The 23,601-nt window shown below is 56.4% G+C and carries 22 protein-coding genes and 1 tRNA gene; 10 read left to right on the top strand and 13 right to left on the bottom strand.

Annotated elements, in window-relative coordinates; all coding sequences use genetic code 11:
- Positions 1-72: 72 nt before the first annotated feature.
- The 3 genes from AC0J4F_RS17255 to AC0J4F_RS17245 form a co-directional block, all read right to left on the bottom strand.
- Positions 73-1,662, bottom strand: a complete 1,590-nt coding sequence (locus AC0J4F_RS17255) for an aconitase X (RefSeq protein WP_473024137.1) — start codon at positions 1,660-1,662, stop codon at positions 73-75.
- Between the two features lie 237 nt (positions 1,663-1,899).
- Positions 1,900-2,931, bottom strand: coding sequence for an AraC family transcriptional regulator (locus AC0J4F_RS17250; protein ID WP_473024136.1), 1,032 nt, complete (start codon positions 2,929-2,931; stop codon positions 1,900-1,902).
- 176 nt (positions 2,932-3,107) lie between these two features.
- Positions 3,108-4,232 carry an alpha/beta hydrolase gene (locus AC0J4F_RS17245; RefSeq protein ID WP_473024135.1) on the bottom strand — a complete coding sequence of 375 codons (1,125 nt, stop codon included), beginning with the start codon at positions 4,230-4,232 and terminating at the stop codon, positions 3,108-3,110.
- A 1,798-nt stretch (positions 4,233-6,030) separates the two neighbouring features.
- Here AC0J4F_RS17245 and AC0J4F_RS17240 point away from each other — a divergent pair.
- A complete protein-coding gene (locus AC0J4F_RS17240; RefSeq protein WP_473024134.1) occupies positions 6,031-6,249 on the top strand; it encodes a hypothetical protein in 219 nt (72 codons plus the stop codon).
- 162 nt (positions 6,250-6,411) lie between these two features.
- Here the strand turns inward: AC0J4F_RS17240 and AC0J4F_RS17235 are convergent.
- Positions 6,412-6,501: transfer RNA gene (locus tag AC0J4F_RS17235), tRNA-Ser, on the bottom strand.
- Positions 6,502-7,286: 785 nt separating this feature from the next.
- Here AC0J4F_RS17235 and AC0J4F_RS17230 point away from each other — a divergent pair.
- The 8 genes from AC0J4F_RS17230 (at position 7,287) to AC0J4F_RS17195 (ending at position 14,366) form a co-directional block, all read left to right on the top strand.
- Positions 7,287-8,387 (top strand): septal ring lytic transglycosylase RlpA family protein, encoded by a 1,101-nt coding sequence (locus AC0J4F_RS17230; protein WP_133947413.1) that lies wholly within the window; start codon positions 7,287-7,289, stop codon positions 8,385-8,387.
- A 106-nt stretch (positions 8,388-8,493) separates the two neighbouring features.
- A complete protein-coding gene (locus AC0J4F_RS17225) occupies positions 8,494-9,615 on the top strand; it encodes a D-alanyl-D-alanine carboxypeptidase family protein (RefSeq protein WP_473024133.1) in 1,122 nt (373 codons plus the stop codon).
- An 85-nt stretch (positions 9,616-9,700) separates the two neighbouring features.
- Positions 9,701-10,375, top strand: a complete 675-nt coding sequence (gene tmk, locus AC0J4F_RS17220) for a dTMP kinase (protein WP_473024132.1) — start codon at positions 9,701-9,703, stop codon at positions 10,373-10,375.
- Positions 10,376-10,377: 2 nt separating this feature from the next.
- A complete protein-coding gene (locus AC0J4F_RS17215) occupies positions 10,378-11,445 on the top strand; it encodes a DNA polymerase III subunit delta' (protein WP_473024131.1) in 1,068 nt (355 codons plus the stop codon).
- Between the two features lie 90 nt (positions 11,446-11,535).
- On the top strand, positions 11,536-12,348 hold the full coding sequence (locus AC0J4F_RS17210; protein ID WP_473024130.1) for a TatD family hydrolase: 813 nt from the start codon (positions 11,536-11,538) through the stop codon (positions 12,346-12,348).
- Entirely contained in the window at positions 12,345-13,187 is an 843-nt protein-coding gene (locus AC0J4F_RS17205; RefSeq protein ID WP_473024129.1) for an MBL fold metallo-hydrolase, read from the top strand. Before AC0J4F_RS17210 ends, AC0J4F_RS17205 begins: the two co-directional genes overlap by 4 nt.
- Positions 13,177-13,707 (top strand): regulatory protein RecX, encoded by a 531-nt coding sequence (locus AC0J4F_RS17200; protein WP_473024128.1) that lies wholly within the window; start codon positions 13,177-13,179, stop codon positions 13,705-13,707. The genes AC0J4F_RS17205 and AC0J4F_RS17200 overlap by 11 nt, the downstream gene beginning before the upstream one ends.
- A gap of 311 nt (positions 13,708-14,018) precedes the next feature.
- On the top strand, positions 14,019-14,366 hold the full coding sequence (locus tag AC0J4F_RS17195) for a hypothetical protein (RefSeq protein WP_133947401.1): 348 nt from the start codon (positions 14,019-14,021) through the stop codon (positions 14,364-14,366).
- 10 nt (positions 14,367-14,376) lie between these two features.
- Here the strand turns inward: AC0J4F_RS17195 and AC0J4F_RS17190 are convergent, their stop codons facing one another.
- The 7 genes from AC0J4F_RS17190 to AC0J4F_RS17160 all read right to left on the bottom strand — a co-directional run bounded on the left by AC0J4F_RS17190 (position 14,377) and on the right by AC0J4F_RS17160 (position 20,809).
- Positions 14,377-15,414 carry a glycosyltransferase family 4 protein gene (locus tag AC0J4F_RS17190; RefSeq protein WP_473024127.1) on the bottom strand — a complete coding sequence of 346 codons (1,038 nt, stop codon included), beginning with the start codon at positions 15,412-15,414 and terminating at the stop codon, positions 14,377-14,379.
- Positions 15,411-16,214: a UDP-2,3-diacylglucosamine diphosphatase gene (locus AC0J4F_RS17185; RefSeq protein WP_473026446.1), complete on the bottom strand. Its 804-nt coding sequence runs from the start codon at positions 16,212-16,214 to the stop codon at positions 15,411-15,413. The genes AC0J4F_RS17190 and AC0J4F_RS17185 overlap by 4 nt, the downstream gene beginning before the upstream one ends.
- A 208-nt stretch (positions 16,215-16,422) precedes the next feature.
- Positions 16,423-17,076 (bottom strand): DUF2848 domain-containing protein, encoded by a 654-nt coding sequence (locus AC0J4F_RS17180; protein ID WP_473024126.1) that lies wholly within the window; start codon positions 17,074-17,076, stop codon positions 16,423-16,425.
- A gap of 8 nt (positions 17,077-17,084) precedes the next feature.
- The gene (locus AC0J4F_RS17175; RefSeq protein ID WP_133947393.1) at positions 17,085-18,365 is read right to left on the bottom strand and encodes a TRAP transporter large permease; all 1,281 of its coding nucleotides are present in this window, start codon (positions 18,363-18,365) and stop codon (positions 17,085-17,087) included.
- Positions 18,362-18,895 carry a TRAP transporter small permease subunit gene (locus tag AC0J4F_RS17170; RefSeq protein WP_473024125.1) on the bottom strand — a complete coding sequence of 178 codons (534 nt, stop codon included), beginning with the start codon at positions 18,893-18,895 and terminating at the stop codon, positions 18,362-18,364. Before AC0J4F_RS17170 ends, AC0J4F_RS17175 begins: the two co-directional genes overlap by 4 nt.
- Positions 18,896-18,905: 10 nt before the next feature.
- Entirely contained in the window at positions 18,906-19,952 is a 1,047-nt protein-coding gene (locus AC0J4F_RS17165) for a TRAP transporter substrate-binding protein (protein WP_473024124.1), read from the bottom strand.
- 29 nt (positions 19,953-19,981) lie between these two features.
- On the bottom strand, positions 19,982-20,809 hold the full coding sequence (locus tag AC0J4F_RS17160; protein WP_133947389.1) for a putative hydro-lyase: 828 nt from the start codon (positions 20,807-20,809) through the stop codon (positions 19,982-19,984).
- Positions 20,810-20,928: 119 nt separating this feature from the next.
- Here AC0J4F_RS17160 and AC0J4F_RS17155 point away from each other — a divergent pair, with 119 nt between their 5' ends.
- Positions 20,929-21,810, top strand: coding sequence for a LysR family transcriptional regulator (locus AC0J4F_RS17155; protein ID WP_473024123.1), 882 nt, complete (start codon positions 20,929-20,931; stop codon positions 21,808-21,810).
- A 66-nt stretch (positions 21,811-21,876) separates the two neighbouring features.
- On the opposite strand, the gene AC0J4F_RS17150 is transcribed toward AC0J4F_RS17155, so the two are convergent.
- A complete protein-coding gene (locus AC0J4F_RS17150) occupies positions 21,877-22,638 on the bottom strand; it encodes an alpha/beta hydrolase family protein (protein WP_473024122.1) in 762 nt (253 codons plus the stop codon).
- 93 nt (positions 22,639-22,731) lie between these two features.
- Positions 22,732-23,601: an alpha/beta fold hydrolase gene (locus tag AC0J4F_RS17145; protein ID WP_473024121.1), complete on the bottom strand. Its 870-nt coding sequence runs from the start codon at positions 23,599-23,601 to the stop codon at positions 22,732-22,734.

Below are 23,601 nucleotides of genomic sequence, written 5' to 3'. Positions count from 1 at the left end.
GTTGATCTCCAGTCAAATTACGAAATTCAGCGCCAGGAATGGACCGTCCGGCGCCGAGTGAGGCCTCACCACCTAGGCCTTGCCGGTCAGGATGATGTCCACGAGCTTGTCGTCCGGGAAATACCGGATCGTCGAGTAGTTCCGCGTCTTGGCCGAGTTCGTCACCCCGCGGATCCGCTCCGAGAATCCCTTCATGCCCGAGTAGCTGACGGCACACATATTGGTGTAATGCATGCCGGCCCCGAGCGCCTTGCCCGCGAGTTCAGGATGCTCCAGCAGCATGCGGGTGCGAATGACTGTAGGCATGAACATGTAGACCGGGATCGCCGTCTTTTCCTGCCCCGCAGTGTCAAGGGCTTCCGTGACCATGGTCGTCCAGCGCACCACTTCCTGGTAGGTGTTGTGCGGGCAGCCGATGAAAACAGCATTGGGATCACCGTCCGGGTCTTCCCAAAGGTTCTCGAAGGTGTCGATGATCCGCTGCTGCTCGGCATCGTCGTAGACATAGGTCTCAAAGCCTTCGACGAGCATGTCGCGGCCCTTTTCCTTGGGCTCGGGCGTCACGCCTTCCACGTGATAGCAGCCGACAGCTCCCGAGGAGGCGGTTGCGCTGCCCATGGCCTTCAGCTTGTGCATGTTGTCGTTTGTGACTTCACCGCCGAAATAGTCTTCCACCCCGGCGACATAGGGAATGTCCTCGACGCATTTGCGGCCGATCGCCGTGCCGAGCGCGCCCCAGTCGGGCTCCTGAGACGTCTTGACGTCGATCAGCCATTTCGCCTGGCGGCCCTCGTCGGTCATCAGCCCGAAGAGCGGTGCCTTGCCAAGCAGCGCGCTGACCATCTCCATGCCACCGGCATTGCGGTTGGTGCGGATGCCAAGCACGGAGTTGCCGTAGTTCACTGCCGAGGATTCACACCAGGCGACATAAGTGCCAGGCTCGGGGGCATTGCCGACCTCGTCCAAGTAGCAGGCACAGGTCCGGAAGTTTAGATCAGGGGCTCCGAGCCGTGAGTGCATGTAATCCAGCTTGGCCTGAAGCGGATAGCCCTCATAGATGAGCTCCATGTCCGTCGGGTTGTTCTGGACGTTATAAACGTCATAGGGCCGAGGATTGACCGTATAGGGCGCGTAGGACTTAAGGCCCGCATCCGCGCACTCCAGGAGCATGTCGATGAGAGCCCCGAAGTAAGGCGCCCCCGTGTACATGTTGCTGTGCGGTGCCCCGCCGAGGTCCACCAACTTGGTTGCGCCGAAGGTCTCGCCGAACTTGACTGCGATCTGCATGAGCTTGGCTTTCTCGGGGCCATCGCGCCCATCCAAAATGGCCTGCTCGTCTGCGGTCAGCTCCATTTTCGCGGGCGCGTCCCCAGCGGAGGAATCGGCCTTCGAGGCGCCATGGAAGGTCGCGGTCTGACCAGTCGGCTTTCCGTCAGGACCGGTCCCGTTCATGTCCGAAGTTCGGAAATACTGCGCCCAGTCAGGCAACGTGTCCGCGCCGCCGGCAGCCGACTTTGCCGCGGGGCTCGTGCCACTCGCCTGCGCGACCCTGATTTCCTTGGCCGTTTCGGCGGCTTCGGCATCCTTTGCCAATACTGCAGGCGCTATCACACCGGCGACGGGCACCGCGGCAGCGGTTTTCAAAAACTCGCGTCTCTTCATGATATGTGGCTCCCTCTCTCCTCATGTGGAGCTCAGGCTAGCTCTATTGCCATCGTAAAAAGTAACCATTTTACGCCACTTTTGATTGTTTTTTTGTAATTACAAGTACTTACAAACCAATAGGTTGAATTTTTTTAGGTGTTAAGTTGTGAAGTTCGGCGGGTAAAATACCACGGCCCGTACCTGTGTTCAGGGCAAGATTCGGGTCGGTGACTTTGATACAATGTGAGCGGGTATTTATTGGGTCGCTAGGGTCATCTTTCGATAGGCCCCTGGTGTCATGCCGGTCCAGCGCTTGAACGCCCGGATAAAGTGTTGCGGATTTTCATAGCCAGCGAATTCTGCAAGATCGGCAATCCTCACATCGGGATCCGTCATCAGGTCCATGGCGACCATATAGCGGGCTTGATCGAGGAGCTTGTGGAATGACTTGCCGTCGGCCGCCAGCCGCCGTTGCAAGGTTCGCGCGCTCAAGCCGGAAACCTCCGCGATGGCCTCAAGCCGGATCCGGTCCTGTTCGCCGATGCGGATGAATGAACTCAGCAGCTCCCGGATCGCTGGGACAAGATCCAATTGAGCTGTGGTTTCATCCCATTTCCGGCGCTGTTGCTTCAGTTTCGCAGGTGCAGGCAAAGGTGGCAGGGGCTCGGACAAGACGCTCGCCGGAACGAAAATTGCTGAAAATGGCGTTTCAAAATGGACCCGTGTATCAAACCGGTCTGCCCATTTCGTTGAGATGTTCCCCTGAGCGATCGACATACACATGGCCGAAGGTTGCCACTGCGGGCCCGCACCAAGACGAACGATCTGGGTTAGCAAGGCCAGCGTGTATTGCTCCAGAACATGAAGGGCGTGCTCGATGTCTGGTTTGGAATACAATTGCTTTCGGCAAAACAGATACCCGTCCTCGTGCGGCTCGAGCCAGAACCGGAGGGTTGTGACTTCTTTCGGCACAAGTTCACAGGCTGTTTGCATGCCATCAAACACGGTCAGGGAAGAGGCAACGCTGCGCCCGAAGGCCCCGAGATCTGCGACGTCAATTCGTTCGGCAACCATGCGACCGATCAAATCTGACCCGGCAATACCTGCTGCCACGTCAAATACTTTCACGAAGTCGGCGAGCGGAATGAGGTCCTCGTCGTCGCCATATTGCCAAGCGGGTATCCCGAATTGCGAGAACCTCCGCGTCACATTCACCCCCATTTCATCCAGCGCGGTAACGAGTTGGAAAAAGGGCTTTTGACGGATCATGGGCATTGCAATCGTCATTGACACCTCCCATACGATCAGAGGATGCCATCTTGAGATTTTTCTACGACTTGAAGATATGATATGTATCAACTCAAGAAATATTTTGCAGATATTTCCCAGAGTACACCTGATAACTACTATCCAGCACTTTTTAATAAATATGTTTCGCTTAATTCTAATGAACCTATTCGTTTTTATGGGAACGCAATAATCGACTGACCGCGCCCCGTCAGGACCGAAACCGCATCCGGGATCGCTTGAAGGGCCGCGCGGCTTGGGGGCTGCACAAACGAGTCCCCCTCATTCATACGCTGACCGATCAACTGCACGATCTCCGGTGCATCTGCAAACTTGGTGTGATTGAGACTGGATGTGTCATCGATCTTGGTCAAATCGATTACGGTCACGCCGAGCTTTGCCAAATCGTCGGCCGGCTCATCGCCAACACGGTCTATCCCACCGGCAATCCGGCGGGAGACTGCCAGCGCTTTGTCGTTTGCTGAGATAAGGACATAGAATCTCCGCGCTTCTTTCGGGAACGGCTGAATCTGTTTGGCGAAGAGTTGCGCGTCAATGTCCGGCGAGGCGAGAACGATGGACCGGATCTTGCGGGAATTGTTGAAGCCCCCCAGCAATTGGTCCTGACGCATGGCTTCCACAGTCAGGAGATTGCCCATGGAATGTGCGACGATGTTCAGGCCGCTCGTTTGTGTTGAGGCAGCCAATTCGGCCGCCACGATCAGATCATCCCGCGCATGGAGCGCACTGTTGAGATCATAGACATACTGTAAGGTCTGTCCCCTGGAGGGCCAGGCAAAAACAATCGGAACGCCTTTGAACCCGGAATCATGAGCAAACTGCGCGGTCCGTAAAATCGCTGCTGGCAGGTCGGTGTTGTAACCATGCACGAAAAGCATGGTCTCGCGTCGGTCTCGCGGGCGGCTGGCCAGATTGCGATCTATGGCGCGTTTGAAGGCCCCCCCGTTGTCATACGTGACCGGATCGAGGACCACAAAGTCTTTTCTCGCATCAGGTGGAACTGACCTTGGCCGCTGCACGGTTCCTACCTTACGGCCTGGCGGGATCGAAACAATAACTTTTGCGAAATTCAGCCCGACAGGCTCCCGGTCGGCAGTGAAGAGCAGAGTAGGATCGTCGGATTGCTGCCTCGTCGTGGCGACATAGACCGTTTGGAAAGCCGCCCCATCAACCGAAGTGGCCGGGGTCATCGGATTGTCAACACCGATGATGTTGGCCGGCGGGCTGCCGCACGCGGCCAAAACGGCACATACTCCCGCACAGATCATCCAGCGCAGCACAGCGTCGCCCTCCAGCCCGTTTGCCCGCAATGTATGCGCGAACCTTACTTGGCAACCGCGACGTTTGTTAAGCTCCTTTTACCAGAAATCATGGAACCGCCGGTTGAACCGCTGACCCTGACCCCGTTTCCCATGGCTCGCCAAAGCGGAGCCGACCTGAAGAAAAGCCCCGGCTAAAGAGTGCCCGCACCGGTCTGCGACTGCGCCCTGATCTGTGCACGCAGGTGCCGGCTCCAGACAGCCGCGTTTTTAAACGCCCAGGGCGGTTGTAAATTGGGCCCAGTTTCCGCTGCACGATCAGGTCTTCTTCGAAGACACTGGCGTTAATCGGGCCGCGTCGACGTCAGCGAAGTCGCTCACACACAAATAGCTAACCACGCCAGCCACTGGCGCCCTCTAATCTCTTGGTCGCCGCCGGCATACACGCGCCCGTCATCTCGTCGTCCGGAAACTGCGCGAAAGCCTTTCAAAAGGTCTCGATCTCAACAGCCATGCGCATGACCACCTCACGTTGAGAAATGCAGGTTGTCATTTACCAGAGGTGGTTCAATTCCCAAATCGGCAGAGCGGACATTGGTGCGGACCGCAACGAAGGTCCGCTTCCCGCCCGAATTAGCCGTTCAGTAAAGGTGACTAATTGCTAAATTTGACAGTACAATTATTGCGAGATTAGACTTGAAGGCATCTTCGGGTTTGCTTGCCCTAATCTGGACCAGGCTCAAGCCTCGCGTTTCCCGGCGCCGGGCTCTTTTAGAGCTTGCTGTAAGGTTTTAGTCAGATGGGTCTCCAGCCAGGGCAGGAGGCTTTTCAGCTCCAGCGGGTCGGCCGGATCCTCGGCCTTGGCCATCAGTAGATTGTAGGCATTGGCGAGTTCCGTGGCCTGGGCGTCCGCGGGCAGGCGGAAATTCGCACAGCCAGTTGCTTGGGGCTGACAATATTATCATTAGCCTATTCATTGAGCGGGGGCGCGGGGCACAGTTCGGCTTCTGGGTGAATAGGGTAGCTATCTGATTTAGATACGGCCTTGGAAAGACGGCAATAGAGCCTTTGGGGTGCTTTTGAGATTTTCTGCCAACTGACGGGGGGGGCATCCAAGCAATAGTATGCTTACGGGTTGCAAATCACAAAACGGCTGCGGCATGCGGCGGTCCATGCCATCTAACCATCTCACAACCAAGGATATAGACTATGCCATGGCGCTATAGCGATTTTTTGAAGCTAATGTCGTGTTCAATCAGGGAATAAGCGCTCCTCTGATACCGGACACAACGGAATTACCCCTGTATACTGGCGTGATGAACCGGATTGAGAACGTGACGGGCTGGACATATAGACCCAGCATGCTCAGTGATAGGGGGCTGGGTAATGATGCCTATGAGGCCACGCAGAACCTATTCATCGGTCCGGATCCGAAAGCGGTGATCTATACCCCTGTTTCTGACATCGCCAATGATCGGTAGGCTGCTTACCTCGAAAGATTCTCGAACGCGGACGGCCTGTCGACGGCTTGGATGAAGACCTGATCTTTTCTAATTCCGGATATCCCATATGGAAATAGTTTTACGGTCGGACTGTCGCATAATTATATTTATATCAATGGGTTATTCTGAATTTAGGTTGGCTTTGGGAGTTAGCGCGACGGGTGAAACGGAAACGGGACGTTTGCGGCTTCATTTCGACCGCACACCTTTGATCCTGCTCAATGCAGGAAGACTAATATTCATATATTCGAAACTACAGTTATTGCGGGGTTTGCGTTTCAGGCGCACGGCCGCTCATTGCATGACTGGAGACCAGAATGTGGAAACTGGCGATTATTTTGTTCATCATCATCGGACCGACGCTGGCCGGCTTCGGCGCGCTCGTTCCGCTCACCATTTACGGTGTTAATGATTTTAACGCGTTGTTTCTGGTGGGCTCTGCCATCGCAGGGGTTCTACTGGCAATACCGGTAAGTTACTTTGTCGCTATGCGCATTACAACGCTGATGGGCCAAAGCGCCGCGCCGCAGCGCTAATCACCTTTCTGGACCGCAGCCGGCGTCTCTAAACCATTAGGGGGTGAGACTAGGCCGCTCGCTTCGAAAGAGGCGGGCGGTTTTTTGTCGGCACCAAATTCGGACCCACAAGACCTCCTATTCGGGAGAGCCTAATATTTTTCAATAATTTACTAAAAAGAGTGGCGGAGGGGGTGGGATTCGAACCCACGGAACGCTTGCACGCTCGACGGTTTTCAAGACCGTTGCAATCGACCACTCTGCCACCCCTCCGGCGCAGAGCAAAAGCCTGAAAGGCTCATGCGAGAGCACCCGTTTCTCCGGTCTTGCCTTCAAAGTCAAGCAGGGAAATCATAATTCAGGGTGATTGCCCACAAGACTGTCCATCGACTGCCATTGCCCGCGCGCCTTATGCCGGGCCGAAACACGCGTTCGTAAAACAAAGCTGAGACAGTTTGGACCGTCCCGAGCGTTGATTGAAATGGCGGCCTGGATGGGGGGGCTGTGAGGCAACCATCTAAAGACCAACACCCGGGAGGGTCGAAGGGGCCGCCGGTCCAGTGTCGTGGGCAGGGGTCGAACCGGCGGCCTTAAGCTGGAGGTGGGTCCAGCATTGCTTGTGACAGGGCGGTCACCAGCAATGAACACACCTTACGAGGCAGCCCGAATGCACGTTGTGATGTGTGTCACATCCTGTCCATTTGGCGATAAGTCTGAGCCCGTGACCTTTGAGCAACAACCTGTAGCACTTCAAGATCCACATAATTTTGGGCGCCTTTGCAGGCACTTAGGGTTCGCGGCTTTGCTTTTCCGTCAAACGAACCGGTGGAAAGGTTCCTCCGGCGTGCGTTCAGCGTTATTGCAGGGTCGACGGGCGGTTTACTTTGAAGTAAGACGTTTGCCGTTACATGGCGTGTGGTTAGGGATGCATCGCGGGGGCAGTGCGTCTAAAATTCCGGCAAGTTGCCGGGCACACCTTTGAAACCGGTTGCCGGACGGCCGGATCAATAGTCGCGTGAGCTCAGGGGCTGCCAGCGCGTTGTGAGTAGGATGGCGGGATGCATGGGATCGGCGGGCAGACTTGGCGCTCGGATGACAAGTCTATCGAAGACACTGGCATTGTTTCTTCACGAAATGACCGAACAGGTTCTGTGATGCGGCAAGTGCGCACCATTTTGATGGTTGCAGCCGCCGCCGGATTTGTCGCCGCCTGCGGATCCGCGCCACAAGAAAAAGCGAAATTCAGCCCGAAAAAGTATGGCGTTAAAGGCAGCCCGAAAGTGGTTGCCGCCGGAAAGCCTGTTCCCAAAGGTGGTGGCCGTTACGTCGTCGGCAAGAAATACAAGATTGCCGGCAAATGGTATTACCCGAAACACGAGCCGAACTATAAAAATGTTGGGCTGGCATCTTGGTACGGGCCGACCTTCCATGGCCGTAAAACCGCGAACGGTGAGGTCTTTGACCGCAACGCACTGACAGCTGCGCACACCACCATGCCGCTGCCATCCTACGCCCGTGTCACCAACATGAACAACGGCCGGTCCATGATTGTACGGGTCAACGATCGTGGTCCATTCCATGGCAACCGCATCATCGATCTGTCTGAGCGGGTTGCGAACATGCTGGACACCAAAAGTGCCGGTGTTGCCAAGGTCAAGGTCGAGTATGTTGGCCGCGCGCCGCTTCATGGTCAGGATGAAACCTACTTGATGGCGTCGTATAACGGTCCAGGCGCTGTTCAGCCCGGCACCAGCCGTCCGGGCACTTTGATTGCCCAAAATGCTCCGCGGCTTGTTGTTGGGCCGACACAAGCGCCACCACCGCGGCCATACAGGCCGTCTGCAACGCTTGCGTCCGTGGCAACACCTGGAACCACGATTGCTGCCGCGTTTGATCCGGCAATCGCTTTCGAGGCGGGCTCCAGCAATGTCCAGGTGGCCGCCAACAACCGATTTGAGCCGCAACCGGCAGCTTATGCGCCGGAAAGCGGCGTGCTTGGCACGTTGACCGTACCGGCTGAGCAGGGTCTGACCCCAGGCAGTGCAATCTCTTCCTACATGGCGAACCGGCGTGTGTCGGATGCTCATGAGATGCTCTCCTTTGCCTCCGGGTCCGGTTTGTCCTTGAAATTGCTTGCTCGCCAGGCAGCTCTGGATTGATTGATCGGGGCTGGTGATGCGACGTATCTTCAGCCGCATGCCGCATATCCCAAACCTGATACCAAACTGCTTGTCCGCCCTTAAGAGGTGTTCTGTTGCGGTTTTGGTGTCTTCATTTGCTATTGTCAGCGTTCAGGCAGAGCAGCTCACCACGAAGGCGCCGAAAGCGCTCCTTTATGAGCCGGCATCCGGCACAGTTTTGTTCGCGAAGGATGCGGACGTTCCCTTCGCGCCGGGGGCTTTGGTCAAGGTCATGACCGCGGCGACGGTCTTTCAGGCGTTGTCGGACGGCGAACTGACGCCGGACCAACTGTGCACTGTAAGCGAACATGCATGGCGGACAGGCGGTGCCCCGTCTGGCCGGGGGGCTACTATGTTCGCCGCAATCAAGTCAGAGATTTCCGTCGAGGACCTGCTGAAGGGTCTTTTGGTTCATAACGGCAACGACTCTGCGATCATTCTGGCTGAGTGTTTGGACGGCTCCGAGGCCGCCTTTGCGGACCGCATGAACACGCTCGCTTCCGAAATCGGTATGGCGAACAGCAGCTTTGGAAGTCCAACAGGATACGAAGAGGCCTTCAGCACGACGACAGTGCGTGATCAGGTGCGTCTTGGCGAATACATCGTGGAAGAGCATCCCGACCGGTATGCGATGTTCGCAATCCCCGAATTCACCTGGAACAACATCTTCCAGCGCAACAAGAACCCGCTCCTTGGGGAAATCCGCAACCTTGATGGACTTGGCGGCGGCGCACATTCGGAAGACGGTTTTTCCGGCCTTGGATCCATTGATCGAAATGGCCGCCGGATCATAGCCGCAGTTGCTGGCCTGACATCAGACAATCACCGCCTGGCCGCCTTGAAAGAAATCTTCGAGGGAACCTGGGAATTTTATGCCGTTAAAACCGTCTTTCCAGCCGGAGAAAAGGTGGCTGAGGGGCGTGTCTTTGGCGGTGTCGACGGCACTGTCCCGCTAATTTCTGAAGCAGATATTGATGTATTTCTGCCGCGCGGCGGAACCCTGGAATACCGGCTGCGCGTTGTGTATAAAGGGCCACTTGTTGCCCCGATTGCAGCTGGCGCCGCTGCCGGAGAACTTCAGGTAATCGGCCAGGACGGCGTCGTTCATAGGGCACCGCTCGTTACCGGCGCATCCGTTCCGGAAGGTGGACTTGTCGGCAAGGCGCTGGACAGCGTGCAGGAACTTCTGTTCGGCTGGATCGGATAACAAAATCCTGAAACCCGCCGGTTGACACCCCCCCCTTCCGCCCGGCAAGGCAAACAGCGGAAAAAGAAAACAGGGCCGGAACCAAGTGCAGGGACACTTTATCAGTTTTGAAGGCGGTGAGGGGGCTGGCAAGTCCACCCAAATTGCCCGGTTGAAGGCTTTTCTGGAAAGTCTGGGTAAGACGGTCATCGTTACGCGTGAGCCAGGCGGGTCGCCCGGCGCCGAGAAAATTCGCGCCATGCTCCTGTCCGGTGAAGCTCGTGATCTCGGTCCACGCGGCGAAGCCATGCTCTTTGCAGCGGCACGCGCCGATCATGTGGATACGTTGATCAAGCCAGCGCTGGAACGTGGCGATTGGGTCCTGTGCGACCGCTATGCGGACTCCACGTTGGTGTATCAGGGGGAAGCGGGCGTAGACCTGAACTATTTGAGGCTTTTGGAAACCGCAGCTGTGGCCGGTGTCCGGCCGGAACTTACAATCCTGATTGATGTGCCGGCAGAACTCGGCTTGGCGCGGGTGCAGGAACGCGCAAAGACAGACACAAGCGGTGGGCCGGACCGCTTCGAGGGCGAGGCACTTCGCGTCCACGAAGGCCGCCGGAAACGGTTTCTGGATTTGGCAACGGAAGAATCTTACCGCTTTGCCGTCATCGATGGATCGAAGGATTTGGAGACTGTCAGCGCATCCATTCAATCCGCTGTGGAGGCTGCCTTTCAGGATCAGTTGAGCACAGACACCCTGGCGCAGGAGGCCGACTGACCTTGGCGCGGAGAAACGAACCTGTTGAAACTCCAGAGGTCGATGCCCTGCCGGGTATTCCACTGCCGCACCAGCGCAACGTTCTGATCGGTCATGGTGAGACGGAGAAGAGCCTTCTGGAGGCTTACCGCTCAGAGCGGCTGCACCACGCCTGGATCCTGGGCGGGCCGAAGGGTATCGGCAAGGCGACACTGGCATTTCGTTTCGCCAAGTTTGTTCTGGCCAATCCGGACCGGTTCGGACCGCAAGCAGCGATGGTGCACGATCTCAGTGTTCCGGAAGACCATCCTGTCGTCCGGCAGGTCGCTGCAGGCGGGCATCCGAACATCTTGCATTTGCGCCGGCCCTGGGATGACAAGGGCAAACGGTTCAAAGCCGATCTTCCCGTTGATGAGGTTCGCCGAACCGTTAGTTTCTTCGGAACAACCGCATCTGCGCGGGCCTGGCGGGTCTGTATCGTTGATGCTGCTGATGATATGAATGCAAGCTCTGCCAATGCATTATTGAAAATACTTGAAGAACCACCTGAACGGTGTTTGTTCCTGGTCTTGAGCCACGCGCCGGGCCGATTGCTCCCCACTATCAGGTCCAGATGCCGCCGGTTGGACATGGCACCGCTTTCTGAAACCGACATCGCCAACGGCCTGCGCGATCTTGCCGGACATGCGATCCCGGATGCCAGCGGATTAGCTGAAATCGCCCAGACCGCGGATGGCAGCTTAAGATCTGCATTGACCCTGTTGGCTGGCGATGGTTTGGCGATCGCCCAAGGCACAAGGAAACTCGCGGAAGCCGGCAGTCAGATGGATCTGAAGGCTCTCCATGCCTTGTCCGATCTGGTTGCCGCCCGCGGTCAGACCGACAACTGGGAAAGCTTTCAGCACGTTGCAGAAACCTGGCTGCATGGTCAAATGCGCCGGTCGATTGCAGCCGGCACCGGCGGCGCCTTTGCCTATGTGAAACTCTGGGAAGGCACACAAAAAGCAATTGCAGAATCTGATGCGCTTAATCTCGACCGCAAACAGGTTGTTCTGGATTTCTTTTTGAATCTCCGGTCCGTGCGGACCTAACTTGCGTAAATTTGTTATCTGGTTTTTCGATCAACAGAACCGTATGTACCTTTTTGAAAACACCACCTGAAACGTTCAGAACGGCAATCCATGATAGTTGACAGCCACTGCCACCTCGATTTTCCAGACTTTGAAGGCGAACGTGACGAGCTTATCGCCAGGGCAAAAGAAGCGGGCGTTGAGTTGATGGTGACGATCTGCACCCATATCCGAAAGTTCGATCAGGTGCGCGCCATTGCCGAATCCTACCCTGAGGTTTTCTGTTCCGTTGGCACTCATCCGCACAATGCCGGTGCCGAGCGCGGTATCCCGGTGGAAGAGATCGTCAAACTGGCTGAACATCCGAAGGTCGTCGCCATTGGTGAGGCCGGGCTCGATTACTTTTATGACAAGGCGCCGCGGGACGCTCAGGCAGAAGGCCTGCGGATCCATATCGAGGCAGCGAGGCAGACTGGTTTGCCTTTGGTCATTCATTCCCGCGATGCGGACGACGACATGGCGACGATCCTGCGCGAGGAAATGGGGAAGGGGGCCTTCCCCGCCTTGCTGCACTGTTTCTCCTCCGGTCGCGATCTTGCCCTCACCGGCATTGAATTCGGTCTCTACGTGTCGTTCTCCGGCATACTGACGTTTAAAAAGTCCGAGGAGTTGCGCGACATCGCCCGGGAGCTGCCGGCCGATCGGCTGCTTGTGGAAACCGACGCCCCTTACCTTGCCCCCCAGCCACGACGCGGCAAACGCAATGAGCCCGCTTACACTGCCATGACGGCCTCTGTTCTTGCGGAGGTTCGCGGCGTGAGCGAAGAAGAAATAGCCCGTCAGACCACAGAGAATTTCTTTCGTCTTTTCAAAAAGGTACCAAAGCCGGAAAGTGTTTCCAACGAAGTCGCGGGCGCAGCATGAGTGTCCGGCTGACGATCCTCGGCTGCGGGTCTTCCGGCGGCGTTCCACGGATCGGGAACGATTGGGGAAAGTGCGATCCTAAGGAGGCTAAGAACCGGCGGCGGCGTTGTTCACTGCTTGTGGAAAAGTTTGGGGATAACGGCTGCACAACGGTGTTGATAGACACGGGCCCGGACCTGCGCGATCAGCTTCTTGGTGCTGATGTTCAACGCATGGATGCCGTGCTTTATACCCATGCGCATGCCGACCATCTTCACGGGATTGATGATCTAAGGGCGTTCATGGTCCGTGATCGGCGGCGGATCCCGGTTTACATGGATATCCCGACATTCGACAAGGCAATGGCCGCCTTCGGCTATTGTTTTGAAACGCCCAAGGGGTCCAGTTATCCACCCATTCTCGAACGGCATGGCATGACGGCGGCAACGCCGGTTGTGATCCACGGTCCGGGCGGTGAAATTGAGTTTTTACCGATAGAAGTTACCCACGGCGAAATCAATGCCCTTGGATTTCGGATTGGAAACACAGCATATGTGCCTGATGTTTCGGATATTACCCGTGAAAGTTTTGATCTATTGACCGGGTTGGAACTGCTTATTTTGGATTGTTTGCGCCGCAATCCGCACCCCAGCCATTTCAATTTGGACGACGCGCTCAGCTGGACAAAGGACCTTGCGCCCAAAAAAGCGATTTTCACCAATCTTCACAACGATTTGGATTATGAAACGCTGAAAGCTGAGCTGCCGGATGGCATCGAGCCGGCTTTTGATGGTCTTCAAGTTCTGATCGACGGTGCATTGGCGGAAACCATGCCCAGGATCGCGGCGGATGCCGGCTGAACGGCGATACAAACTCCCGACAGAAGACCGATTGACCCGGTCGGCCGTTCATTATCTTGAGCGATACGCAAGCACTGAGGCCAATTTGCGCAAAGTGCTTGAGCGTAAGGTTTCCCGCGCGTGTAATGCGCTCGATTTGGTAGCGGATGAATACCGCGATCTCATCGAAGGCATCGTCGCCAAATGCGTCCGCAATGGCATGGTCAATGACCGTGGGTTTGCAGAGATGAAACTGGCGAGCCATAGGCGCAAGGGCCAATCGAAGAAGAAGATAGAAGCACAGCTGCGGGCCAAAGGCGTTCCAGCACATATTATCGCAGCTGTTATGGCCGAAGACACGTCGGAAGATCGGACAGCCGCGATCGCTTATGCAAAGCGCCGGCGGTTCGGACCGTTCCGTGACCAGGCTAAACGGGATGACCGGCGCTTAAAAGACATCGCTGCGATGTGCCGCGCTGGTTTTGATTACGAGACCGCTCGTCAGATCATTGACGCAGACCTGGACGATCTCTGCGCATAGATCCAGAGCGTGGATTGTTTCAATGTGCGATGCGGAGGTGATGACTGCAAACCAGCGTCGATATCACACGATGAGAATTTTCGTTCCAAAGTGTCCAGTTGGACCGTGACTCCGCTGTTTCTGTGGCTATATAAAATGTTCCATAATATTGATTATGCGTATTTAGCTACGATGTGGCTGAACTGATGTGTCGATGGATGCAGATCCCTCCACATACGCTCTTGCCAATTATGCTGAATGGTCCGCACACCGTCTTCTTGCGTAACCAGACCATATCTTTCAATCACACCACGACATTGGATGGAATGGTCATGATGATAAGATCGCTTTTGGTTGCCCTGCTGCTGTTGGGTTCGCTGCCTCAAACGGCCGTTGCAAACACGCTCACAGCGCGCGAAATCCAGAACGAGATGTTGAACAAGACGATTATCACGCACCGGTTCGGCATGCGGGTCACGATGCGTTATATGCCCGGTGGAGTCGTATCCGCCAAGGCGCTGCTCGGATCGGTCGACGGCACTTGGCGGGCGCGCGGAAACCAGATCTGCTCGACATTTCCAAGAGGCCCGGCAAAAGGCACCAGCTGTGTCAGCTTCAAGCGGCTTGGTGACAATCGGTATATCAGTTCCGAGGGCGTCCGTTTCCGGGTAGTCGACTAGTTTGGACGTATCAAACTGCCGATCCGTTTTGACGATGCGCGGCGTCTGCTGCAGCCGTATTTTCTAAAAATTGGTCTGTACAGACCGCCCAGCTTTGGCTGAGGGCCGTAGCTCGGCAAACAGCCCTTGGAATGTCGAGCGCGGCCAAAGCCGCTTCCCGCAAATCATCGGACAGTATCCCCGCTCCGCTGTCGCCGATGACATCCACCGGCCCCATTACGGGGTACGCGGCAACCGGAACTCCGCATGCAAGGGCTTCCAAAAGCACAAGGCCGAATGTGTCAGTCCGGGATGGGAACACGAACGCGTCTGCGCTGGCATAGTGCCGCGCCAAATCTTCTCCGGTCTTGGATCCGGTGAAATGGACATCTGGATAGTCCCGCTTAAGGGTTTCCAGCTGCGGTCCGTCCCCAACGACGACCTTGGAACCGGGCAAATCCAGATCCAGAAATGCGGAAATGTTTTTCTCGACCGAAACCCGGCCGACATTCATGAAAACTGGCCTCGGGAGATCGGACGGCAGGACACTGCCCTCATAGTGTTTGAAGATGTCTGTATCGACACCGCGGGACCACCGCATCAGGTTTTGAAACTTACGGTCCCGAAGGCTGGTTTCCAACTCGTCCGTCGCGACCATGCACCCGGATGCGGAATTGTGAAACCGCCGGAACCAGGCATAGAACGGCGCTTTCGGTAAAGGCACGCGGGCTGCGACATATTCCGGAAACCGGGTGTGATAACTTGTTGTAAAAGAGCGCTTTTCCTTACGCGCGACCTTGGCTGCAAGCAAGCCTAACGGGCCTTCAGTTGCAATATGAATGTGGTCGCAATCGAAGTGCTTGATGTGCTGACGAACCCTGCCCCTTGTGGTCAGCGCAAGCCGGATTTCCGGATAGGTTGGACACGGGATTGTCGTGAAGCCGTTCGGGGTCAGGTACTCAACGCGAATGCCGCGTTTTTCCAGCTCTCGAGCCGTATATTCCAAGGTGCGGACGACGCCATTGACCTGCGGATGCCAGGCATCCGACACAAAAAGCAGTGATTTCATGCAGCGACGGTCCGCTCTCTTTCAAGTTTTCCGGCCGATTTAAAGGCCCTTTTCCCGTCTGAATTTCCAGCATCAGGATGCGCGCCGCTGTCCCGCCAGCGAACGATCTCCAGAACACCGTCATGGGTTTCAACGATGGCCGTGCAGCTTTCCACCCAGTCACCGGTATTCAGATAACGCGTACCATTCATTTCCTGATCGGTCGCATGGTGAATATGACCGCAGATAACGCCGTCCAAACCACGATCCTTGATAGCCTTGGTCACTTCACCCTCAAACGCGCTGATGACGTTGACGAACTGTTTGACATGTTGCTTGGCAAAAGCCCCGAGCGACCAGTAGTTCAAGCCCAATTTCCGGCGGATATTGTTTACCCACGTGTTCGTCCATAGGGCGAATGCATAAAACTGGTCCCCAAGGAAGGCAAGCCACTTGGCCTTTTGCACAATGAGATCGTACTGATCTCCATGGAGTACGAGATACTTGCGTCCAGCCGCGGTCTCAAACTCTGCGGTTTCCGTAAACTCGACGCAGCCAAACCGTAGCGGCTGAGTGTCCTTCAAGAATTCGTCGTGGTTTCCGGGCAAATAGATGATTTTTATGCCTGCCCTGCCCCGCGCCAGCAGTTCATCGATCACGGCTTGGTGGCTTTCCGGCCAGTATCTTTTGCGCTTCAACCGCCAGCCATCAATGATGTCGCCGACCAGGTAGATCGTATCGGCGTGGTGCAGCGCCAAAAAATCCAGCAGAACATCCGCCTGGCACCCGCGGGTCCCGAGGTGAATGTCAGACAAGAACAAGGTTCTTAAGTGCCTTATCCGGTTTTCGGTGTCTGCGGTATGCGTGCGAATGAGCCTGTCTCCCGGAAAGCGCGACGGCAAAGTATTTTCCGGAATACGAACCTGCGCAAGCCTTGGATGCATTGCAGCAACGTTTTACCGCATAGATTTACAGCAACACTGCAGGCAGAGCGTCGGGGATTTTGTCACAGTCACAAGGAAATCCTGCTCAAGCGACCGCATCGAGTGTGAGTGTGCTGTAGGCCCAAGTGATCTCCCGGGAGGTTTTGGGATCATACATGCGCATCTTGAAATCGGCTGCCGGACGGACACCGCCAATTGCCGGTAATGTTCCGCAGAGCATGGCGGTTCCGTCCTGGAAGTTTGCACCGTCCATGAGGTCCTTAAGCGGACGGATCGCGGCCAGTGTGCCGTCCTGATAGAGGGTCCACGCCCCCTCCTCCAGGATCCAGGATTGAAGAACAATCTCGTCCAGATGGTCTTGCACGCTGTCGAATGGCCAAAGTTCACCGGCAACCGGTTTGGCAGCGATTTGTTTTGAATGCGCCACAGAGTAGGTTTCAAGGGCGCGGTCCGTATGATCAGAGGCGAGGCCCAACCAGATGATGCCGTTCATTTTAATGAGAAACGGCTCTGCCTCACCAGAGGTGTCCTTGCCGACAACCTGAATTTGGGAAGCCTGGGTGAGAAGCTCCGGGGCGCATTGATAAAAGAGCGGAACGGTTGATGGCGCCGGAACGCCAATCGCTTCAAGTTCAGCAATATGGTGATCAACGGCCGCTTTGTTCCGGCCTGTCCATCCGGCAACAATGAGCCGCTGGGGCGTGCAATCCAGCACGCCTTCGCTTGTCGTGAACTTCATGAATTTCCTCAAAGTGTAGACGGAAGGAACAAGGCGATTTGCGGCATCAGGATCAACAAGCCAACCATGGCAAGCATCGCAAGCGCATAGGGAATGCAGCCGAGCATCACGTCTGAGAACCTGCCGGTTTTTCGGGCGGCCTGCACCACATAAAGGTTGAGCCCGACCGGTGGCGTGATGAGCGCCATCTCCACCAGAATGATCATCAGGATGCCGAACCAGATCTTGTCGTAGCCAAGCTGGACGATGATCGGCACAACAATCGGAATGGTCGCGACCATCAGGGACAGGGTCTCAATGAAGAAGCCCAGAATGATGTACATCAGGATGATCACCAGAAGCGTCTCCAATGGCCCGAGCCCCAATCCACCCAAAAGGTTTTGCAAGGACCGGCTGACACCGGCAGCCGTCAGAGCGAAGTTGAGGACATAGGCGCCGATGACGACCAGCATGATCATCGCCGACGTCTTGACGGCCCCGCGCAACGCTTCGGACAGCATCTCCCAATTGAGTGCCTTTTGATGAGCGGCTATCAGCAGAGCCAGCGCCACCCCGACAGTTGCGGCCTCCGTCGGCGTTGCCCAACCGGCATAGATCGAGCCGATGATTGCGGCGAACAGACCGAGGATCGGCAGAAGATCCCCGAGCCCGGACAGTTTTTCAGCCAGTGAACTGGGGCGTTTCGGACCGCCCAGGGACGGCTTGAAGATGCACAGGAGCACTGTGATCAGCATAAAGAGGCCGGCCAGCGCGAGGCCCGGAATAAGCCCGGCCAGAAACAGCTGCGGAATGGAGCTTTCCGTCAGAAAGCCATAGACGATCAGGTTGATGGACGGTGGGATCATGATCCCAAGCGTGCCGCCAGCCGCGATGGCACCCGAAAAGAGCTTCTGATTGTATCCAAGCTCCTTGGCTTGCGGCATCGCAACGGTTGCAACGGTTGCCGCAGTCGCCACGGACGATCCGGAGGTCGCTGAAAACATGGTCGACGTGGCAATGTTGGCGTGGATCAGACCGCCCGGCATCCAGGCAACCCATTTTTCCAGTGCAGAATAAGTCCGGCGCGCAACGCCACTGCGAACCAGGATTTCACCAAGAAGCACAAAAAGCGGAATGGCGATCAGGGTTGCGCTGTTTGAAGACGACCAAACCACCTGCCCCAAGCCGCGCATCAGCGGAAACGGGCTGAAAAACGTATCAATGCCGAAAGCTAGCAGGAAGAGGACGATGCCGACCGGGATGGACAGCGCCAGCAGGCCAAGGAGCCCGAAAGATGTGAACGCGATCATGCTTCCCCCCGCGCACCGGCGATTTGATCGACGGACTTATAATCTGACGTTGCGAACCGCACTGCGACGGAGACCAGGAGAATGGTGGCGGACACCGCAAACCAGACCCATCCAAGCCACCAAAGCGTCTGCGGGATCCAAAGCGGCGTTTCCAGCGGCGTGTTTGCCCGCGCCCCGGTGGAAAGCGTCTTTTCCAAAACGCCCCACCCGCGCCAGGCAACCACAATCGCTGTGCCAGCCAGACATGCCATGGAGATGACGTCGAAAACCGCACGTCCGAACGGGACAAGGCGCTGACGCAGCAGGTCGATGCGCACATGCGCCTGCTCCGTCAACGCGTAACTAATGCCCCAGGCAGTCGTGACAGCCATAACGTATCCGGAGATCTCGTCCACGCCTCCAAGGCCCGCCCCCAGCTTCCGGGTGATGATTTCGACGAGCGTGAAGGCCACACAGACCAGCAGCACAATGCCGACGCCCATCGCAACGCGGTCGTTTAATCGCCGCAAGAGGTGAACCAAGGAGGTCATGGAAAGATCCTTACTTCGCTTCCAGGGAAACGCCGGTGACTTTGCCGACGCTGTCGCTCCAGCGCTGTGCCCAGTCTCCGCCGGCCCGCTCAGCCCAGTCAGGCAGCACTTCAGAAATCAGAACCGCTTTCGCCTTGGCCTGATCTTCGTCTGTGGCTTCAACCAGCACAAGGCTACGCGCATCGCCATAAGGACACTCGCCGTTGCCGGTAAGGCAGGCAATGTCATTATTCAGTGCATTTTGAGCAACTTCCCACGCCGGGGCTTCGAGGTTCTCTTTCACGCCTTTCTCAAGCGCTGCTTTCTGTGCATCGCTCAGGGTGTTCCATTTGTCGAGATTGATCGCGGTCACAACCGGATCCCATCCCCCAAGCGGGATCGGCAGAAGATGCGTGGAGACTTCCCACCAGCCCGCATTGTAACCTGATCCGGCACCGGTGATTGCGCAATCAACCACGCCGCGCTGCAGGGCACCCGGCACCTCACCAAATCCGATGTTGACGCCCTCTGCGCCAAGAGCTTCCAGGAACTTTGCGGTCATCCGGCCAGACGCGCGCACTTTCTTGCCCTGAAGATCGTCCAGGGAGTTGATTTCGGCGTTGCAGAAAACAACTTGAGGCGGGTACGGCGCAATACCGAGGACCTTGGCGTTAAAGACATCCTTGTAGATATCATCGACCATCGGTCGGGCCGCATCGACCGCCTTTTTTGCAGTGTCAGCGTCGGTTGCAATCATTGGAACATCAAGCGCTTCGAGCGCAACACTGTCGGAAACCGCATAGTCGGCAACAGTCATGCCGACATCAAACACCCCTTGGGACATCATGCGATAGACATCGCCGCCGGAAATGCCCATCTGGTCATGCGTGGTCAATGAAGCGGACAGCTCGCCGCCAGAGACTTCTCCCAACTTGTCGTTCCAAAAAGGGGCTTCAAACTGCTTGTGAAGCGGCAGGCCGCTCCAGCTGCCGACAACAGCAAGTTCTTCGGCTTGTGCCGTTGTGCCCATTGAGAGCGCGATTGCGGAGACGGCGGATAAGATAGTGAGTTTTTTCATATCTCTAGTTCCTCTGGTGCGGTTGGTTTTTAGTTGTCGTTGTAAGGGTAAAGCGGGGCTGTCTGCTCACTGACATCAGCAATCAGCATGGCTCCGGGAGCGTGAGTGATCGAAAGGGGCGGTTTTGCTGTCATGATGGCAACTTGCGGCGTTACTCCACAGGCCCAAAACACCGGCACTTCCCCATCCTCAATGGGAACCGGGTTCCCCCAATCCGGGGCATCGATGGTCAAAATGCCGATCTCGGCAGGATCGCCAACATGCACCGGCGCGCCATGTGCCAATGGATACTTGCGGCAGATTTCATAAACTTCGTCGATCCGCTCTTCCGCAATGGGGCGCATGGAAACCACCATCCCGCCGCCAAACGGGCCGCTTTGATGTGTCTCGATCGATGTCCGGTACATTGGGACCGTACGGTCAAGATCGATATGGCGCATTGGTATACCTGCAAGCCTCAGAGCGTTCTCGAAGGTGAAGGAACATCCGATTGCAAAGGACACCAGGTCGTCCTGCCAGCAGGCGTTCAGATCGGACACTTGCTGGTCAAGTTTGCCATGCCGGTAGATGTTGTAGCGGGCGGCATCTGTGCGAATATCAACTTCTGCACCGAGCTCGGAAATCACTGGTTCGCCTGGGTTTGAGACGCCGGCAAGCGGGCAGGCCTTTGGATTAAGCCGGCAGAACTCATGAAATGCATCTGCATATTCACCCGGGAGGATCGCAAGATTGCACTGGAGTTTTCCGTGCGCCAGTCCGGCTGTGTGCCCCGAGTACCGTCCTGAGCGGATGGCGGCGCGAACCTGCCCCATGTCCGCACCGGCCAATTCAGAAAACTTTGTGAGATCTTGCTGCATCGGTTGCCCAATTCCTTGTTGGCAAAAGGCTGCAGCGGATACATTATCAAGTCAAATCGTGTTTTTTTGCAGAAAGTGATCCAAATTCCTGATCACATTAGCAATTGGGTCACAATGTCATGACACTTGAACAGCTTAGAGCTTTTTTGGCGGTTGCGCGCATGGGCGGTGTTCGCAAGGCCGCCGAACAAATGAACATCTCACAGCCGGCCATTTCTGCCCGTATTTCCAGCTTGGAGGACTATCTCGGCACGCGCCTCTTCAGCCGCGAAACAACTGGGGTCTCGTTGACCGCAAAGGGCGTGGTTCTGCGGGATTATGCGGAGCAGATCATGGCAATCACGGAGCGCATCAAAGGCGATGTCATGTCCGATGACAGTATCAGCTCCCTGCTCCGCTTGGGCGTTGCAGAGACCATCGCCCAGACCTGGCTGCCGGATTTTCTTGCAGCGCTTCACACCACGTTTCAGCGGCTGAACATCGAGGTTACGGTCGATACATCGTTCAACCTTCGGGAGATGCTGCTCGACAGGGCCCTCGATCTGACAATCCTGATGGGGCCGATTTCCGAATACAGCACCGACAACCTGCCGCTTCCGCCCTTTGATCTTGGCTGGTACAGACCATTGGATCTTGAAGAGCCGGACCTCTCCCAAGTACCGGTCATCACCTACAACCGCAGCTCCCGCCCCTACCGCGAACTCGTTCAAAAACTGCGCGATCTTTATGGCATTTCGACGCAAGTTTTCCCGACAAACTCTCTGTCCACCGGGTTTGAGATGGTTGCGTCCGGGATCGGCGTGGGCATCCTGCCCAGTGTGCTGGGGCGCCGTTTGGTAGCCGAAGGCCGGATTGCGTCATTTGATCCCGGGTGGCAACCAAGCCCACTGGTGTTCACGGCCACCTATGTTGGAGAACCGCGCAACGAGTTGATTGCAAGGGCGGCGAAAATTGCGCAAGAGATCGGCATCAGCCACGCAAAACAATTCGACGATGTCTGACGTTACTATAGAGTCTGGCGTAAATGGCACCTCAGACGGTCACTCGTCTCATGCTTGACGCCTGAGCTAGTGTATCATCTGTTCGGCAGACAGCATCTCTTTGAGAAACGGCTCGACAACGCCCTTAAGGGTTTTCGCCGACAGCCGGTGCCCGCACTCGAGAACCTTCAAGACCACCTTCCCGCCCGAGTTTTCAAGCGCCACCGAGAATGCTTCGGCTTGTGCAACAGGCGCCCGGTCATCATGGCGGCCATGCAACAGCAGCGTCTCAGTGGTGATTTTGTCGGCATGAAACAAGGCGGAACGTTCGTGAAACGCTTGAGCCGACTGCCCGGCCTCCGTCTCAATTGCTATCCGCAGCCCATCCGCACAGTCCATATGAAATGCGTTGAGATCATACACGCCGCTTGAGAGGACTACCGCTCGCAATCCGTCATACCGGGCGGCAACCATACCGGCTGCCACCGCGCCCCGGCTGTGGCCGTAAAGAACAATGCGCCCCGGGTCGATAGATGGTTGATTTTTCAACGCGTTTAATGCGGCGATGATCGCGTCTTGCGTGTTGGGACCACAAAAATCACATGGACCATCAGACGCCCCAAAACCGGGTTGAGACACAGCTGCCGCGGTGACGTTCATGGCAACAGCAAACCGGCTTAAGGTTCCCCGGTCCACGAGCTCGCGGGCGCCGGTGAGTTGACCTTCTTGGTTGCCATGCACAAACAAGATCGCACCGGCCGGCTCACCGCTTCCGATGGGATGCGCCTGAAACAGTTCCACCGCGGCGCCATCGCCGCGGTCGATGATATGATGATTTATGGTCGTCATGATGATCCCCAATCACCGCTTGGATCAGGATAAAAGCGTGGCGCACCATGTCAACAAACACGCTCGTCTAAGATCACCAAACCGCTCTGTCCCCTAGATCGTTTCGCCGATCCAGCTCCTGATTGCCGCGGTCAACCGGTCTGGGACATCATGCTGCACAAAATGGCCGACACCGGACCAGGCCCGAATGGTCAAACTGCCGTCCACGTACTCCCACAAACTGTTATGGCCCGCGGTCAGGACATAAGGGTCTTCTGTCCCATGAACGACCAGAACCGGCACTTTGATTGGGGGCGGGGTATCGGAGCGTTCGGTGTAAGGTTCGGCAGGAAAACACACCCGGTAATAGTTGAGCATACCTGTGCGATTAGACCTTTCCATCGCTGCCATATGCCGGGTGCGGAACGCTGGATCATGGATCCAGGTGGAGAGCCGGTCAAAATCCAGTTTGGATTCAGAGCCCGGCTGCTGGAACACCCGCGCATATCCGCTGGCCTTTTGTTGATCCGGATTGTTGGCAAGTTCGCGTGCAATGGCCCAGGGATGCGGCAGGTTGACGATCCCGAGGCGCTGCACCCGGTCTGGAAACAGCATCGCCGTTTGCCAGGCGACAAACCCGCCCCAGTCATGACCGATCACAACAGCGTCGCTTGCACCGCAGGCGTCTATGACCGCGCAGACATCTGAGGCCAGGGTTTCCGGTGTGTAGGCAGATGGATCTTCCGGATGATCGGAGAGATTGAACCCCCGAAGGTCCATGGCAACGGTGCGGTGGGTCTTTGACAAAGCCTCCATTTGTTGCCACCAGGTGAGCCAGTGGTCCGGGAACCCATGGATAAACACGACCAAGGGCCCCTCGCCTGAGCTGGCAAAATGGATCTTGGTGCCGTTATTTTCGGCAAAATGATGGCTGACCCGAGCCTCAAAGGTGGCCAACCTGGCTTCGTTGTTAACTGGAGACAT

It is taken from the genome of Roseibium sp. R5, from assembly GCF_055755305.1.
This window is presented reverse-complemented; position numbering and strand designations above follow the sequence as displayed.